The sequence below is a fragment of the Streptomyces sp. NPDC045287 genome (assembly GCF_056432325.1).
The window spans coordinates 246,608-263,424 of sequence record NZ_JBWKJG010000006.1 but is presented as its reverse complement, the minus strand read 5'-3'; the positions used below and the strand labels follow the sequence as shown (position 1 = coordinate 263,424).

Genomic DNA, 16,817 nt, shown 5'->3' with positions numbered 1-16,817 from the left:
TCCGTTGGATGTGAGAAGAGGGGGGAGCTCTTGCTCCGCCGATTAGTCTCCGCGGCGCTGGTGATAGCCGCTCTGGCAACGTCACTCGTCGCCCCGGCCGCCGCCACCGATTTCCCCGCGGCCTCCACGCCCTTGATCTCCTGGAACATGCAGGGGGCCGGCAACAGGGACGAGGACGGCAGCAAGTGGTCCAACACGGTCCATCAGCTGGCCTTGCAGGCACCGATCCTGATGCTCCAGGAGGTCGGCCCGCACCCGCCTCTGAACAGCGCCCAACAGCCCAACCAGACCTTCACCACGGTCGACAGCCAGGGCGGCACGCACCAGTACACCGTGCTGCACCGCACCTGGACCGTCGGCAGCGGTTACCGCAATGCCATCCCGACCCGTGAGGTCTACTTCCTGCAGTCCGAGGACGACGCGACCAACCCGCGCCGGATCGGCGGCCGGGTCAACAACGCGCTCGTCCTGACCGAGGCGCCCGACGAGCTGATCGTCGTCGGCAATCCGATCGACGCCGGCCGGAACGCGCTCGGCGCGCGGTTCGGCAACGAGTGGTACTTCACCATGCACGGCCTGTCCAACGGTGGCGGTGACTCCGGGACGATGCTGAACGCCATCGACGACCAGATCGAGGCCCTCGGAAACCAGCGCGGCGTCACCTACCACGCGACGATCGGCGGCGACTTCAACGTCGACCCGCAGGTCCTCGCCGGCCGGGACAGCTTCCCGCCGACCATGCGGATCCACCGCTCGGGTCAGGCGACCCACCAGAACGGCGGTGAGCTGGACTACTTCGTCACCACCCACTTCGACCACACGCCGCCGGTCGCGGTCCGGTCCGAGGGCAACTCCGACCACCGGCCGGTCCAGTCCGGCCAGCTCAACGCGGCCGGCACCAGCCCGTCGCCCAGCCCCAGCCCGTCACCCAGCGCCAGCCCGACGATCGACGAGCTCCGGGTGATGCCGACCGGCGACGGGATCACGGCCGGTGTGCACAGCACCGACGGCGACGGCTACCGGGACGAGCTGGGCACCCAAGCGAAGGGCATGACCCTCGCTACGCTGTTCGTTGGCGCACTGGTCACCGCCATCTTCAAGCGCACGGACTTCGTCGGTGAGCTGAAGAGCGGCGACAGCGGCGACCCCGACCACATGGGGTTCGACGGCAAGGGCATCGACGACATCAAGGCCGAGGCGATCCCCGCGCTGCGGACACTGCGGCCGAACATGATGACCCTGGTCGCGGGCACGGTCGACCTGGCCGGCGGTGCCGACGGCGCGGCGACGGCCGAGAAGATGGAGAGCTTCCTGGACGAGATCCACCGGACCTCGCCGACGACCACGGTCCTGCTCGGGACCCTGCCGCCGTCGACGAACCCGACGTACCAGGCCCGCATCGACGCCTACAACAGCGCGCTCCGCACGATCGCCCACGCCAAGATCGAGGGCGGCGCACGGCTGGTGCTGGTCGAGCTGGGCTCGGTCACCCCGCAGGACATCACCCACGAGATCTACCCGACCGACGCCGGCCACCAGAAGATCGCGGACGCCTTCGCCGCAGGCATCCGAATCGCGTTCCTGCAGAACATGATCAGCGGCCGCTCGTACGCCTGGAAGCCGATCGGCAAGATCAGGGACGCCGCCGCGACCGGCTCGAAGATCGCCTTCCCCGACCTGAACGGCGACGGCAAGGCCGACTACGCGGTGGTCGGTACGGACGGCACGGTCACCGGCTGGCGCAACGACGACCCGACCAAGGAAGCGGTCTCACTGGGCGACATCAGTCCGGCCGACCGCGGGAACAACCCGGATGAGGTCTACTTCGCCGACCTGGACGGTGACGGCAAGGACGACTACATCCGGATCCTGCCGCCGGCCGACTCGCCGACCGGCATCGTCGCGATGCGGATGTCGCGCAACACCAGCAGCGGCGACGGGGTCAGCTGGGGCACCGCGACGATCGTCGCGAACAACCTCGGCTACCCGCCGCAGATGTACTTCACCGACCTCGACGGTGACCACCGCGACGACCTGATCACGGTGGACCGGATGAGCTTCCCGACCGCCTGGCAGAACAAGGGCGAGGAAATGCCGACCCCGGGCGGCTGGGACAAGGTCGAGGGTTTCGCCACTCCGGGTGAGTCACGCGCCGCGCAGGTCGCCTTCGCCGACATCACCGGTGACGGCAAGGCCGACACGGTCCGGGTCGAGTTCACCACTGGTGACGTCCGGGCCTGGGAGAACACCGGCGCTCCGTGGAGCGTCACCACCGGCTGGAAGTCGCTGGGCGTGGTCCGCGCCGGCGACCCGTTCCAGGGCACCACCGGGACCTTCGCCGACCTCAATGGCGACGGGATCCAGGACTTCACCCTGACCCGCTCCGGGGCTACGACTACGGCTACGACGGCGAAGACCGCCCTCAAGGCAGCCAAGGCGGCCCAGGCGGCCGCGGCGAGTGAGGCCGGTGACATCGAGGGGTGGCTGGTGCCGAGCTACGGCGACGGCAGCCGCACCCCCGGCGGCGCCGGTGACCTCGGTGTCAACGGCGGCGTCGGCGACCCGATGGAGTCGCACCCCGGTGGCGACGACGGCGGTCCGCGACCGGCCGCGTCCGGCGACTGCCGGCCGGCCGGTCTGGCGCCCACGCCGGGCGTGGCGACGCCGTACTGCAAGGTCTATCAGAGCGACGGCCGGGAATGGCTCGGTCAGGGCCGGGACCGCCGGGTCGTCGGCTACTTCAACGGTGGCCGCACGGGCGCCGACGGCACGCCGCACTACCTGGTGAAGAACATCCCGTGGTCGAAGGTGACCCACCTCAACTACGCCTTCGCGACGGTGGAGAACAACCGGATCAAGGTCGACTCGAACGCCACCCAGATGGAGTGGCCCGGCGAGGTCGGTGCCGAGATGGACCCCTCGCTGCCCTACAAGGGGCACTTCAACCTGCTGACGAAGTACAAGCGCCTGCACCCGCGGGTGAAGACGCTGATCTCGGTCGGTGGCTGGGCCGGTTCCGGTGGCTTCTACGCGATGACCACCAACGCCGACGGCTCGGTCAACCAGGCCGGGATCGACACGTTCTCGAACTCGGTCGTGGACTTCCTGCGGACCTACGGGTTCGACGGCGTCGACATCGACTTCGAGTACCCCACGGTCCTCGAGGACACCGGCAATCCGACCGACTGGGCGGTGGCGAACCCGCGCCGCAAGGGTCTGCCCACGACGTACGCCGCGTTGATGAAGACGCTGCGGGACTCGCTGAACCGGGCTTCGGTCGCGGACGACAAGTACTACCTGCTCACCTCGGCGTCGTCGGCCTCCGGCTACCTGGTCCGCGGGATGGCGAACCAGACCGCGCTGGACCACCAGGACTTCACCAACCTGATGGCCTACGACTACCACGGCACCTGGAACGACGTCGTGGGACCGAACGCGGCGCTGTTCGACGACGGCAAGGACCCGGAACTGGCCGACCAGTACGCCACTCCGGAGTACGGGAAGATCGGCTACTTCAACACCAGTTGGGCGATGACGTACATGCGTGGCGCGATGCAGGCCGGGCGCGTCAACATCGGTGTGCCCTACTACACGCGCGGCTGGCAGAACGTCACCGGCGGTACGAACGGCCTGTGGGGCACGTCGCGGAAGCCGAGCGGCTGCGAGCCGGGCACGGGACTCAAGCGGCCGTGTGGGGACGGCGCCTTCGGCATCGACAACATCTGGCACGACGAGACGAACAACGGCAGCGAGCTCGGCTCCGGGACGAACCCGCTGTGGCACGCCAAGAACCTGGAGAAGAACATCACACCGGTCTACGCACGCAGCGTCGGGCTGACGCCGGAGACCGACATCACCGACCGGCGCACGGGCCGGTACACCCGGTACTGGGACGACACCACGAAGACCTCGTGGCTGTGGAACGCCGAGAAGAAGGTGTTCCTGTCGACCGAGGACGAGCAGGGCATCGACGCGGTCACCGACCTGGTCAAGTCGACCGGTGCGGGCGGCGTGATGATGTGGGAGCTCGGCGGCGACTACTCCTGCCCGGCGGACGTCCAGCCGGACACCCCGTGCGGGATGGGGTACACGCTGACCACCCGGCTGAACGAGAAGCTGGGCAATATCGGCGCCTATGACAACAATCTGCGCACCGGCAGCGTCGGTGTCGCGCCGACGGTGACCGCCAACCTGAGCGTCGAGATGGTCAACTACCCGACCGCCACGGCGAACCTGTGGCCGCTGCAGCCGACCGTCCGGATCACCAACAACACCGGGCGCACGCTCGGCGGTGGCAAGGACACGAAGCTGTCGTTCGACATCCCGGCCTCGACGTCACCGCTGGTCAAGGACGCCAACTGGCAGACCGGTGCCCAAGGCGGCCAGTGGCAGCTGACGCCCGGTACGACGTTCCACCGGGTCAGCACGACACTGGACTACTGCCAGATCATCCCGGCCGGGAAGTCGCTCGACTTGCCGATCATCTACTTCCTCCCGATCACCGGTCCGGTGAACACGAGTCTGTCGATCGGCGGTACGGCGTACGCGCCGGCGACCGACAACCTCAAGGGACTCGGTACGGCGACCCCGCCGGCCGGTGGCTGCAATGCCGCGAACTGGGACGCGACCAAGATCTACTCCCCGGCCAGCCAGCCGATCGAGCAGACCACGGTCAAGTACAACGGCAAGGTCTGGAAGGCCAAGTGGGAGACGAGGGGCAGTGCCCCGGGCACCGGGGTCGACGCCGACCACGAGCCCTGGAAGCTGATCGGCAGCGCCGGCTGACCGCTCCCAGCCACCCGGCCTGACGCACCACGTCTTGATCAAATAACCGGAGAGTGCTTCTGACCTGCAACGACGGGACCTGTCCAGGGTCCTGTTGGCTGCACGGGAAGAAGCACTCTCCAGTTGAGCGAGCGCATCGGGTCGTACCCGCGTGTTCGCGTCGAGGGCGGTGGCGGTGGGGTGGTCTCGCAGGCCGGGGCGGTGCTGTGAAGCAGGACGCCGCCGCGACCTGGAAGAAGACCTTCGGCCGTCATCCGTTCGTCGCGTTCGTCGACCATGACCACACCGGCGAAGTGGAACCCGGCGCCCACCCGACGCGACAACCGGGCCCTCGACCTGCCCCGGCCCCGGAAAGACCCGCGCAGGCGTTGCGGGCCACGCGGGCGAAGGAGCGCCCGGCAACGGGCGGAGGGGACGAGAGCGGCGGGTACCTGCTCGTGGACGAATTCGGTGCCGCGCCGAACGGTCGACGGCTCCGGGTCCGGACCTACAAGATCATGGGCGAAAACGGACTTCGCAAGGTCCGTCTGTACGATGCTCGGGCGTCGTGTTCGACCTTCCTGGCGAACAACGGGTGCCGGATCACCTGCTTGCCGTGCGGGCCGGGCACACGAACGTGAGGACGACCGAGAAGTGGTACGTGGAGCCGGACGTGGCGGACTTGCTTCCCGCAGCGGAGGCACGGGGAGGTCGCGCGGAGGGGGCGCGTGACAGATCGTGACAGACGAAGGTGTGAACCCGTGAGCGAGACCGAGATCAGAACCCTGCAACACGGCTCCGACGGGCCGGAACAGGCCCCGGTCCTGGTCCTGGGGCCGTCCCTCGGTACCACACGCCACATGTGGGACCGCCAGATGGCGGAGCTGTCCACGCGCCACCGTGTGATCCGCTTCGACCTGCCCGGCCACGGCGGTGCCCCCGCCGCACCCGTCTCGTCCGTCTCCGGGCTCACCGGCCGGCTCCTCGCCACCCTCGACGCCCTCGGCGTCCAGCGCTTCGGGTACGCCGGTGCCGCGCTCGGCGCGGCGGTCGGCGTCGACCTCGCCCTGCGCGCCCCGCACCGGCTCGCCTCCCTCGCCCTGGTCGCCGCGTCACCCCGCTTCGGCACCGCCGACGAGTACCGGCAGCGCGGCGTCGTCGTCCGCGCCCACGGCCTCGAACCGATGGCCCGCCTCGCCCCCGAACAGTGGTTCACCCCGGCCTTCGCCGCCGCCCAGCCCGCGATCGTCGACTGGGCCGTCCAGATGGTCCGCACCACCGACCCCGGCTGCTACATCGCCGCCTGCGAGGCCCTCGCCGCCTTCGACGTCCGCGCCGACCTCGGTCGCGTCGGCGTCCCCACCCTCGTCCTCGCCGGCTCCGACGACCGCGTCGCCGGGCCCGCCGAGGCCCGCACCCTCGTCGCCGGCATCCCCGACGCCCGGCTCGCCGTCGTCCCCGGCGCCGCGCACCTCGCGCCCGTCGAGCAGCCGGCGGCCGTCACCGACCTGCTCGTACGGCACTTCGCCGGGTCCTGGCAGGACACCCTCGCCGGGGTCCCCGTACCGCCCCGGGCGCCCGCCGCCCCCGCCCCGGCCGCGTCCCCCGCCCCCGCGGCCGCGCAGCCCGCCCGGGTCCCGGCGCCCGCCGCCCCGGAGAAGCCCGCGCCGCACCGGCCCGACCCGTACGGCGTGGGCCTGGAACTGCGCCGGGAGGTCCTCGGCGACGCCCACGTGGACGCCGCCCTGGACGCCGCCGACGACTTCACCCGCGACTTCCAGGAGCTGGTCACCCGGTACGCGTGGGGCGAGGTGTGGACCCGCGACGGCCTCGACCGCCGCACCCGCAGCAGCGTCGCCCTCACCGCGCTCGCCGCCCGCGGCCACCTCGACGAGCTGGCCGTCCACACCCGCGCCGCCCTCCGCAACGGCCTGACCCCCACGGAGATCCGCGAGGTCCTCCTCCAGACCGCCGTGTACTGCGGCGTCCCCGCCGCGAACGCCGCCTTCCGCGTAGCCGCCCGTGTCATCCGCGAGGAAACCACCCTGGAGCACTGATCCCGGCGCTGACCGGACGGGCCGCGCGGGGCAGGATGGGGACATGAAGCTGACCAAGAACGCGCACGCCTGCGTGCGGCTGGAGAAGGACGGACGCACCCTCGTCATCGACCCGGGCGGGTTCAGCGAGCAGGACGCGGCCCTCGGCGCCGACGCGATCCTCGTCACCCACGAACACCCGGACCACTTCGACGAGGGCCGCCTGCGCGCGGGGCTGGAGGCCAACCCGGCCGCGGAGGTCTGGACCCTCCGCAGCGTCGCCGACCAGCTCTCCGCCGCCTTCCCCGGCCGCGTCCACACCGTCGGGAACGGCGACACCTTCACCGCCGCCGGCTTCGACGTGGAGGTCCACGGCGAGCTGCACGCCGTGATCCACCCGGACATCCCCCGGATCACCAACGTCGGCTACCTCGTCGACGGCGCCGTCTTCCACCCCGGGGACGCCCTCACCGTCCCCGGCAGGCCCGTCGACACCCTGTTCCTCCCCGTCATGGCCCCCTGGAACAAGATCTCCGAGGTGATCGACTACGTCCGCGAGGTGAAGCCGCGGCGGGCCATCGACGTCCACGACGCGCTGCTCACCCCGCTCGCCCGGCCCATCTACGACCGGCAGATCGGCGCGCTCGGCGGCACCGACCACCGCCGGCTGGCCCCGGGGGCGTACACGGAGCTGTGAGCGGCCGTTGTCGGACCCCGCGGCTAGGCTGTCCGACATGCGTATCGCCACCTGGAACGTCAACTCGATCACCGCTCGGCTGCCCCGCCTGCTGGCCTGGCTGGAGAGCAGCGGCACGGACGTGCTGTGCGTCCAGGAGACCAAGTGCGGCGCCGAGCAGTTCCCCGAGGCCGAGCTGCGCGAGCTCGGCTACGAGTCGGCGGTGAACGCCACGGGCCGGTGGAACGGCGTGGCCCTGGTCTCCCGGGTCGGCCTCGACGACGTCGTGCGGGGCCTGCCCGGGGGACCCGACTACGAGGGCGTGCAGGAGCCGCGGGCGGTCTCCGCGACCTGCGGCCCCGTGCGCCTCTGGTCGGTGTACGTGCCCAACGGCCGTGAGGTGGCCCACGACCACTACGCGTACAAGCTGCGCTGGCTGGAGGCCCTCCGGGCCGCCGTCGCCGGGGACGCGGCGGGCTCGCGCCCCTTCGCGGTGCTCGGCGACTTCAACATCGCGCCCACCGACGACGACGTGTGGGACCGCTCCCTCTTCGAGGGCTCCACCCACGTCACGGCGCCCGAGCGGGCCGCGCTGGAGGGCCTGCGCGGAACGGGCCTGCGCGACATCGTGCCGCGCCCCCTCAAGTACGACCACCCGTTCACGTACTGGGACTACCGCCAGCTCGGCTTCCCGAAGAACCGCGGCATGCGCATCGACCTGGTGTACGGCAACGAGCCGTTCGCCGACGCCGTCAAGGACGGCTACGTCGACCGCGAGGAGCGCAAGGGCAAGGGCGCCTCCGACCACGCCCCCGTCGTCGTCGACCTCGACCTGTAGCCCGGTACTTCCCGCGGCGCCCCACGACGTCGCGGCGCCCCGCGCGCGCCCCGTAGTGCGAGCGCCCCCGGGGTGTCACGCTGGGCCGCATGAACATCCCTTTCCTGGACTCCTGGCGCAAGCGGCGCGGCGGCGGACGGAGCACGGCACTCGTCTCCGTCTTCGAACGGGACCCGGAGGGCGCCGCCGGCCTGCTCTCCGAGTGCGCCCTGCTGCGCTCCCGGGCCCAGGAGGCGGGGGTGCCGCTCGACGACACACCGCGCTCCCTGGAGGCCCTCGACCAACTGCCGCCGCGCTGGCGCGAGGACCCCGAGGAACTGCCGTGGCTGGGCAACGACGCGGGCCTGTACCTCGGCACGGTGGTCGTGCGCACCGTGCCGGGCGCCGTGTGGGACGTGCTGCCCGGCGGCCGCGTCGTGGTCCGGCTGGCCTCCGGGCGGGAGATCGACGTCGTCGGCGCGGGGCTGGACTGGGCGATCACCGGCTCGCCGCAGCTCTCCCAGATGTACGGCGAGGCGGCCGAGGGTCGTTAGCACCTTCTGTCGCGTATGCCCGATTTCTTCATGAAATACCGCTAATGCGTGATTTACGTGTCGGGGCGTGAAGTGCCTTGGCCCGCTGGATAGTTTGCGCTGGCCCCCCGGAGCCCGCGAAGGGAGAGGAAGGTCTCCAGTACGTCCGGCAGCGGCCGGAGATCACTCCGCGCGCAGCGGCACCGACAGGTACGAGGGGTCGGACGGCGGCGAGGAGAAGGTCAGCCGCGCGCCGGCCGGGTTGTGTTCGATGTACAGCGGGTCGGCGGTGTCGACGACGAGAGCGAGCCGGTGCCCGGCCGGTACGTCGTACGCCGTCGAGAACAGCTCCAGGTCCACCGTGAACGGCTCGCCCGGCGTCTTCCCGTGGAAGGTGTGGGGCGCGTTGCTCACCAGCCTGCCGACGCCGAGGGGGCCCACGTCGTACAGGTACGCCACCAGGGTGCCGCTGCTCGCCGTGCTGGTGACGGTGGTGTGCAGCTTCGCCGTGCCGCGCACGCGCTGCGCCGCCGCGTACCGCTCCGACTGCCAGACGGCGGCGTGTGCGCGGGGGAGGAGCGGCACCGACACGGTCGGCGGGAGCCGGAGGAACTGGTCGAGGGCGTTGGACAGCAGGACGACGCCGCCGTTGGCGCCCGAGTCCGTACCGGTGCGGACGTGCTGGTCGCCGCCGAGGGCGAGGCGCTCCTCGCGGGCGCCGACCGACTTCCAGTCGGGGTAGCCCTCGTAGCCGCCGGAGGTGCGGGACTTGAGCCGGACGGGCGGTTCGCGGTCGACGCCGTTGTCGGCGCCCTTGAGGTGGTGGTCGAACCAGCGGCGGGCGCTGGTCCAGGTGTCGTTGGGCAGTCCGAACAGGCCGGTGGCCTCGGCGGTGGCGTGGTCGCCGGGGCGGAGCTCCAGGCGCTTGGGGCCGGTGAGCCGCTCGTAGAAGGAGGCGTACTGGTTGGGCGGGAAGATCGTGTCCCCCCAGGCGTTGCCGAGCATGATGGCGGCGCCGTTGGCGTTGATGCGGTCGAGGTGGGCGGCGGGGGAGCGCTTGCGGCCCCAGTCGATCATCTCCTGCTCGCGGTCCAGGTCCGAGGAGAGGAAACCGGTGAGGATGCTCTGGAGTTCGGGGCCGGGGCGGCCGGTGAGGTGGCCGGCGCCGCCGAGCAGGGCGGCGGCCTGGAGGTGCTGCGTGCGCCCGCTGTAGATGGAGTCGATGAGGTCGGCCCAGCCGCTGAGCGCGACGACGGCCTTGATCCGCTTGTCGTGCGCGGCGGCGAGGAGGCTGATCCCGGCGCCGTACGAGACGCCGGCCATGCCGACGCGGTCGGGGTCGGCGGGGGTGTGGGCGAGGGCCCAGTCGACGACCTTGGAGGCGTCGGCGATGTCGGGCGGGCCGGCGACCTCGATGTGGCCGCCGGACTGCCAGAAGCCGCGCGAGTTGTAGCTGACGACGACGTACCCGGCGTCCGCGAGCTCGCGGGCCTGGGCCAGGTACTCGATCTGCGGCATGGCCCAACTGGTGGGGAGCACGATGATCGGGTAGCGGCGGGTGCCGTTGGCGCCGGCGGGGGTGACGACGTTGGCCTTGAGGACGGTGCCGCCGTCTCCGGCGATGTCGACGAACCGTATGCCGGCGGTCCCGGCCGGTGCGGTCCCGGCCGGTGCGGTCGCCGGGGCCGCGGTGGTGCTCGGGGCCGCGGTGGCGGGGGCGGCCCCGAAGGCCGCTCCCGTCGCCAGGACCGCCGCGGCGGTGCCGACGGCCGCCGTCCGCATGGCCGTGCGCGCGTGTCCCACGGGTCACTCCTCACTCGCGTGTCTACGACGGTGGAAAGTGACCCGAAGGTAACCTCATGGCTTTACCGGTGGTAACACCCCTGCTGGTTACGCGACGGTAACAATTGGCTCCCGGCCCGCCCGGGCTCCCCGAACCCCCGCGAGGTCCGGCCCGGCCGGCTCCGGCTCAGCGCAGGGCGCTCTTGGCCTGCCACTCGCTCCAGGAGAGGTTCCACTCGCCGTAGCCGTTGTTCAGCGCCTGGGTGCCCTTGGCGTCGGCGCCCTCGATCTCGAACGGGTCGCCGACCTGCACCTGGCCGTACACCCACCGGGCGTCGTCGTCGGTCATGCCGATGCACCCCGAGCTGCGGTTGGCGTTGCCCATGTACCGGGCGTTCCACGGCGCGGCGTGCGCGTACATCCCGGACCAGGTGAGCCGCATCGAGTAGTCGACCATCTTGTCGTACGCGTCGCCGAGGCCGACCGTCTCGGAGCGCATGTTGATGGTCCCCTCCTTCGACATCAGCACGGTCCGGCCGCGCCAGGACGCCTTCTCGCCGCCGGGCGTGCCCGCCGACACGGGGACCTCCCTGACGAGCCGCCCGTCCCGCAGGAGCTTCAGCCGGTGGCCGTCCAGGTCGACCTTGACGACCTGGTTCCTGCCGACGGTGAAGCCGGTCGTGTAGTCGCGGACGAACCAGCCGCCGTCCGGACCGGAGTCGACGCCGTTCAGCCGGGCGTCGAGCGTCACCTTCGTCCCCGGCTTCCAGTACTCCCGGGGACGCCAGTCGACGCGGTCCTTGCCGGACCAGTCCTGCATCCAGCCCCAGGAGCCCTCGGTGCCGTTCGAGGTGGTGACCTTCAGTGCCCTCTCGACGGCCGCCTTGTCCTTGACCGGGTGGTCGAAGACGATCGACAGCGGCTGCGCCGTGCCGACCGTGCTGTTCTTGCCGGGGGCGAGACTCAGCTTGTTGACCTTCTGGGGCGCGGCGGTCGCGAAGTCCGCCTTCGCGGTGCCGCCGTTCGCGTCGCGCGCCTCGACGGTGTAGCCGGTGCCGGGGGCGGCGTTGCGGACGGACGTCCAGGTCCGGCCGTCGGCGGACACCTTGCCGTCGAGGGTCGTGCCCTTGGAGTCGGTGACGGTGACCCGGGTCAGCTCGCCCTCCGCGAGGGTGACCTCGATCGGGCTGCCGGGCCTGGCCCGCTCGCCCGTCAGGTTCACCGTGATGCGGGTCTCGGGCTCGGCCTTGCCGTTCCCGCCGGCACCGCCGGCCGAGGGCCCGCCGCCACCGCCCGAGCACGCGGTCAGGGCCGCGGTCAGAACCGCGGTACCGGCGAGGGCGGCGGTGCGGAGCGGGGTGCGGGCGTGTGTGCGGCTCAACGGGACGACCTCCGATGCGTTCTGTGTCGCAAGGGGAGAGGGCGAACGGGGGCGCCGGGTTGCCGGGGAACCGGAGATTTCACGGAGACCGGGCGCGGGACGCCGGGAGCGGCGCCCGGGACCTGAAGGTCGACACGGGCGCGGAGGCGGCGGAGGCGTTCACCGACGGCGACGGCGACTGCGAGGTCGTCATGCGTGCCGGCGCGGTGCTCATCCGCATGCAGGGCGTCGGAGTGACCGACGAGGAGACCCCCGGGAAGTTCGCGCGGCTCCGGGTCGAACGCGTCCGCAAGACCGCGAACGGGCAGAACCCGGACGCCTGACGGGCGGCCCCGGCCGCCCCTCACGGGACGCCGGCCCCCGCGTCCGCCGGGTCGGCCGCGTCCCCCGCGTCCGGAGCGCCCTCCGCCTCCGTCGGGGCGGGGGCCGGCCGGGTGGCGGCGTCCGTGATGTCGGCCACCGGCTCCACCACGTCGGGGCCGTACGCCTCCGAGTTCACCACCCTCAGCAGCAGGACGAACGGCCCGCGGCCGTACCGCCGGGCCAGCTCCTCGTGGTGGCGGACCAGGTAGCGGGTCGCCGCCCGGTTCGTTATCGCCTTCTGCCCGCAGAACAGGAACACCGGCCGCCGCCCCTCGCCGGCGGTGAGCCGCGCCAGGACGACGTACTCGCTCACGCCGTGCTCCGCCCGGTACGCCTCCCCGCCGATCCGGTACACGTCGGGACTCCTGCCGGGACCCTGCTCCACCACCAGCCCCGGCAGGAGGGTGCGCAGGTGCGCCCCCATCCGCTGGTTGGACACGGGCCCGCCGAGGCAGAACTCCGTGCGCTCCCCGAAGCCCTGGACGGCCTGGTCGTGCCGGACGATCCGGGCGTGCGCGCCGCAGTCGCGGATCAGCGCGGACAGCTCCAGCAGCGCGAAGACGTCGTTGCGGTGCACGCCCTCGCCCCCCGCCTCGCGGTTGACGACCAGCAGGCAGTCGGAGTCGTGCGGGAGCCCGAAGAACCCCTGCCTGCGGTGGAGCCGGCGGCGGGACAGCGCCGCGCGTGCCAGCCATCCGAGTGACGCGCTGAGCCCACTGGCGGCCACGCCGAGCACGATGTTCCACAGGTCCTGGTCCATGGGCGCGCATGCTAGCGGTCCTGACGTGCCGCGCGATGTGAAGTTAGGCTGCGCGGACGGCCGTTGACTGGAGGAACCCGAATGCGTCGCTCCACCGTACGGAACGTCTCCCTCGCCGCCGTCGCCGCGACGGTCCTCGGGGTCGGCGCGGCGGCACCGCCACCCGGCTCCGCGCCGGCCGCCCCGCCGCCCGCCGCCCCGGCGCCCGTCAAGGAGCCGGTCGCCGTCGGGTACGGCGGGGCCGTCGCGAGCGTCGACGCCGACGCGTCGGCGGCCGGGATCGAGGTGCTGCGCGCGGGCGGCAACGCCGTGGACGCCGCCGTCGCCACCGCCGCCGCCCTCGGCGTCACGGAGCCGTACTCGGCGGGCATCGGCGGGGGCGGCTACTTCGTCTACTACGACGCCCGCACCCGCACCGTCCACACCGTCGACGGCCGCGAGACCGCGCCCCGTTCGGCGGACGCCTCCCTCTTCCTGGAGGACGGCGAGCCCATCCCCTTCGAGGAGGGCATGACCAGCGGCCTCGGCGTCGGCACCCCGGGCACCCCCGCCACCTGGGACTCCGCGCTCGACGCCTGGGGCACCAAGCCGCTGAAGGAACTGCTGGACCCGGCCGTACGGCTGGCCAGGAACGGCTTCGTCGTCGACGAGACGTTCCGCGCCCAGACCCGCGACAACGAGGACCGCTTCCGGGACTTCCCGGCCAGCGCCGAACTGTTCCTGCCCGGCGGCGAACTGCCCGCCGTCGGCTCGGTCCTGAAGAACCCCGACCTCGCCCGGACGTACGAGAAGCTCGCCCGCCAGGGCACCGGAGCGCTCTACCGGGGCGACCTGGCCCGCGACATCGTCCGCACCGTCCGCACCCCGCCCGTGCGGCCCGGCGCCACCCGGACCGTGCGGCCCGGCGACCTGACGACGCGGGACCTCGCGGAGTACGAGACGGTGTCCCGGCGCCCCACGAAGGTCTCCTACCGGGGCCTCGACGTGTACGGCATGGCGCCGTCCTCCTCGGGCGGCACCACCGTCGGCGAGGCGCTCAACATCCTGGAGGGCACGGACCTGTCGCGCGCCTCCCAGGAGAAGTACCTGCACCGGCTCATCGAGGCGAGCCGCGTCGCCTTCGCGGACCGCGGGAGGTGGGTCGGCGACCCGGCGTTCGAGGACGTGCCGACGCGGGGGCTGCTGTCGCAGCGGTTCGCGGACGCGCGGGCCTGCCTCATCCGTGACGACAAGGCGCTGACCAGCCCGCTCGCCCCCGGCGACCCGCGTGACCCCGAGCCGTGCGCCACGGGCGGGAAGGCGGCGCCGACGACGTACGAGGGGGAGAACACGACGCACCTGACGGCAGCCGACCGCTGGGGGAACGTCGTCGCGTACACCCTCACCATCGAGTCCACCGGCGGCAGCGGCATCACCGTGCCGGGTCGCGGCTTCCTCCTCAACAACGAGCTGACCGACTTCTCCTTCGCCCCGGCCGACCCGGCGGTCCACGACCCGAACCTGCCCGGCCCCGGCAAGCGCCCGCGCTCCTCCATGTCCCCGACGATCGTCCTGGACCGGCACGCCCGGCCCGTCCTCGCGCTCGGCTCGCCCGGCGGCGCCACCATCATCACCACCGTCCTGCAGACCCTCACCGGCGTCGTCGACCGGGGCCTGCCGCTGGTGGACGCGATCGCCGCGCCGCGCGCCAGCCAGCGCAACCAGCCCACCACCGAACTCGAACCCGGCCTGTACGGCAGCCCGCTGCGCGCCCGCCTCGCCGCGTTGGGCCACGCCTTCCGCGTGAACCCGGAGATCGGCGCCGCCACCGGGGTCCAGCGGCTCCCGGACGGACGTTGGGTGGCCGCCGCCGAAACGGTTCGCCGGGGTGGCGGGTCCGCGATGGTCGTCCGCCGGGCGGGCTGACGGGCGAGCCGGTTCCGGGTGGAAAACCGGCTGTAGCCGTGCCGTAACACGGTTGGGTTCGAATGCTCCGGACCGGGTTCCCACCGGGTTCCAGTCGACGGGGACAGGGGCGTACGTGACGGAGCATCACCCCACCGGCGCGATCGGCGCCTTCGCGCGGTGGCTGCGGGGGCTGACGGCGCTGCTCGACCCGGACGGCGGTTGGTACGGGACCTTCCGGCGGCGCGACCCCCACGGGACGCGCGCCTGCCTGGACGGCACGGACGTGCCGCCGTGGGACGTCGTCGAGTCGCTGCTGCACGACGTCGCCGCCCTGCACGGCGTCGCGGCGGCACGCGAGCGGGCGGGGCGGGCGCGGCACCTGCACGCCGAGGCCGCCGCCGCCCACGACCGCCGCCCCGGCGGCGGCGCCGCGCTGGAGGCCGGGTTGCGCCTGGCCGTACGGGAGCGGGCGTACGCGGCGCGGCGCGGCCGCGAGGTGACGGACCTCCTGGCGGCCGTGCCCGGGGGCACACCGGAGGCGGGGCGCCTGGCGAACGAACTGGCCTGGCTGCGCGACGACCACGCCCGCGCGGCGTCCCGCGTCGCGGAGCTCCGCGCCCGCCTCGCCTCCCTGCCCCGGCCGCCGGAGCACCCCGGCACCCTTCCGGGACCGGAACCCGGATCCGGTTCCGACCCGGGAGGCGGCTTCGGGCCCGGCCCGGGACCAGGGGTCGGCCTCGGCCCGGGACCAGGGGACGGCCTCGGTTCCGGCCCGGGCCCGGGAGGTGGCCTCGGTTCCGGCCCGGAACCCGGCGCCGGTCCGGGGCCTGGGCTCGGCCTCGGCCCGGGAGTCGGCGCCGGTCCGGGACCTGGGCTCGACCCGGGTCCAGGACCCGGCCCTGGGCCCGGCTCCGGTCCGGTGCCAGGGGCAGGACGAGTGCCCGAGGACGCCCCCGGGGCCGCGGCCGGCCCCGTGACGGGCCCGGCGCCCGCCGCCGCGCCGGGGCGCGCGGCTCCCGCCGGCAAAGGGGCGCGGGGGCGGGCGCGGGGAGCCCGGTACGCGTGGCCGGACGCCCCCGACGGCGACGGCGATGCCGCCCGGCCCGACGCGCAGGCCGGACCGCCCGGCCTGGCGGTCCCCGTCCCCGTCGCCTCGCCGCGCGGCGCGCGGTTCGGGGGCGGGGGAGGGGGCCGGGAGGGAGCGCCCGCCCCCGGGGCCGCCGCCCCGGACGGGGACGAGGCGGAACGCGCCCTCGTACGGGACGCCGTCGCCGGGCTGGTCGGGCTGCGGGCCCGGGGGCGGAGCGGGGAGGCGCACGCCCTGCTCTGCGAGGCCGCGCTGTGGCCCGCGTCCCGCCTGCCGCCGCTCGCCGCCGAACTGGACCGCGCCGGTCTCGCCGCCGACTGGGCGACCCTCCTGTGGGAGGCCGCCTCCCTGCCGTCCGGCCGGCTCGCCGCGCTGGCCGGGGCGCTCACCGCGGCCGGCCGGGACCGGGACGCCCGGCAGTTGCTGCGCCAGGGCGTGGCGCGCCCGCCCGCCGAGACCGCGGGCGCCGTCCTGGCCCTGTACGGCGAGGGGCGCGCCGCGGACGCGCGGGTCCTGGTCGAGGCGTTCGTGGGCGCCCGCCCGCCCGAGGAGGCGGCCCGGTTCGCCGCCGAGGACCCGCACCGCCTCGTGCCCGAGGTGCTGGCCGCCGTCCGCGCCGCCGCCCCGGCGCGCGAGCCGGCGTTCGTCCACGCCCTGCGCGTCGCCGGCCTCGTCACCCGCTGACCAGCGAACGGCCCGGAACCCGTACCGGAGCTGTCCTACGTCAGAAC

12 protein-coding genes are annotated in these 16,817 nt (G+C 73.2%); 9 read left to right on the top strand and 3 right to left on the bottom strand.

All coding sequences use genetic code 11. From position 1 onward, the window contains the following. Positions 1–30: 30 nt before the first annotated feature. The 6 genes from AC07D6_RS13165 (at position 31) to AC07D6_RS13140 (ending at position 8,847) form a co-directional block, all read left to right on the top strand. Positions 31–4,785 carry a glycosyl hydrolase family 18 protein gene (locus tag AC07D6_RS13165; RefSeq protein WP_479043927.1) on the top strand — a complete coding sequence of 1,585 codons (4,755 nt, stop codon included), beginning with the start codon at positions 31–33 and terminating at the stop codon, positions 4,783–4,785. A 206-nt stretch (positions 4,786–4,991) separates the two neighbouring features. Further along, positions 4,992–5,405, top strand: a complete 414-nt coding sequence (locus AC07D6_RS13160; protein ID WP_479044054.1) for a hypothetical protein — start codon at positions 4,992–4,994, stop codon at positions 5,403–5,405. 120 nt (positions 5,406–5,525) lie between these two features. Further along, positions 5,526–6,821: a bifunctional 3-oxoadipate enol-lactonase/4-carboxymuconolactone decarboxylase PcaDC gene (gene pcaDC / locus AC07D6_RS13155; protein ID WP_479043925.1), complete on the top strand. Its 1,296-nt coding sequence runs from the start codon at positions 5,526–5,528 to the stop codon at positions 6,819–6,821. Between the two features lie 43 nt (positions 6,822–6,864). Then, positions 6,865–7,497, top strand: a complete 633-nt coding sequence (locus tag AC07D6_RS13150) for an MBL fold metallo-hydrolase (protein ID WP_315877826.1) — start codon at positions 6,865–6,867, stop codon at positions 7,495–7,497. A 37-nt stretch (positions 7,498–7,534) separates the two neighbouring features. After that, a complete protein-coding gene (locus AC07D6_RS13145) occupies positions 7,535–8,314 on the top strand; it encodes an exodeoxyribonuclease III (RefSeq protein WP_315877825.1) in 780 nt (259 codons plus the stop codon). A gap of 89 nt (positions 8,315–8,403) precedes the next feature. Further along, positions 8,404–8,847 carry a DUF6278 family protein gene (locus AC07D6_RS13140; protein ID WP_315877824.1) on the top strand — a complete coding sequence of 148 codons (444 nt, stop codon included), beginning with the start codon at positions 8,404–8,406 and terminating at the stop codon, positions 8,845–8,847. A 162-nt stretch (positions 8,848–9,009) separates the two neighbouring features. Here the strand turns inward: AC07D6_RS13140 and AC07D6_RS13135 are convergent, their stop codons facing one another. Both AC07D6_RS13135 and AC07D6_RS13130 read right to left on the bottom strand, forming a co-directional pair. Next, positions 9,010–10,608, bottom strand: coding sequence for an alpha/beta fold hydrolase (locus AC07D6_RS13135; protein ID WP_479044036.1), 1,599 nt, complete (start codon positions 10,606–10,608; stop codon positions 9,010–9,012). Positions 10,609–10,795: 187 nt separating this feature from the next. Beyond that, the gene (locus AC07D6_RS13130) at positions 10,796–11,989 is read right to left on the bottom strand and encodes a L,D-transpeptidase family protein (RefSeq protein WP_315877822.1); all 1,194 of its coding nucleotides are present in this window, start codon (positions 11,987–11,989) and stop codon (positions 10,796–10,798) included. 23 nt (positions 11,990–12,012) lie between these two features. Between AC07D6_RS13130 and AC07D6_RS13125 the strand changes: the two genes are divergently transcribed. Further along, complete coding sequence (locus AC07D6_RS13125) at positions 12,013–12,312, top strand: hypothetical protein (RefSeq protein WP_479043921.1); 300 nt, start codon at positions 12,013–12,015, stop codon at positions 12,310–12,312. Between the two features lie 20 nt (positions 12,313–12,332). Here the strand turns inward: AC07D6_RS13125 and AC07D6_RS13120 are convergent, their stop codons facing one another. Beyond that, entirely contained in the window at positions 12,333–13,112 is a 780-nt protein-coding gene (locus AC07D6_RS13120) for a hypothetical protein (RefSeq protein ID WP_479043918.1), read from the bottom strand. A gap of 81 nt (positions 13,113–13,193) precedes the next feature. Between AC07D6_RS13120 and ggt the strand changes: the two genes are divergently transcribed. Both ggt and AC07D6_RS13110 read left to right on the top strand, forming a co-directional pair. Further along, positions 13,194–15,017 (top strand): gamma-glutamyltransferase, encoded by a 1,824-nt coding sequence (ggt, locus tag AC07D6_RS13115; RefSeq protein ID WP_479043916.1) that lies wholly within the window; start codon positions 13,194–13,196, stop codon positions 15,015–15,017. Between the two features lie 115 nt (positions 15,018–15,132). Further along, a complete protein-coding gene (locus tag AC07D6_RS13110; RefSeq protein WP_479043914.1) occupies positions 15,133–16,770 on the top strand; it encodes a hypothetical protein in 1,638 nt (545 codons plus the stop codon). Positions 16,771–16,817 lie beyond the last annotated feature (47 nt).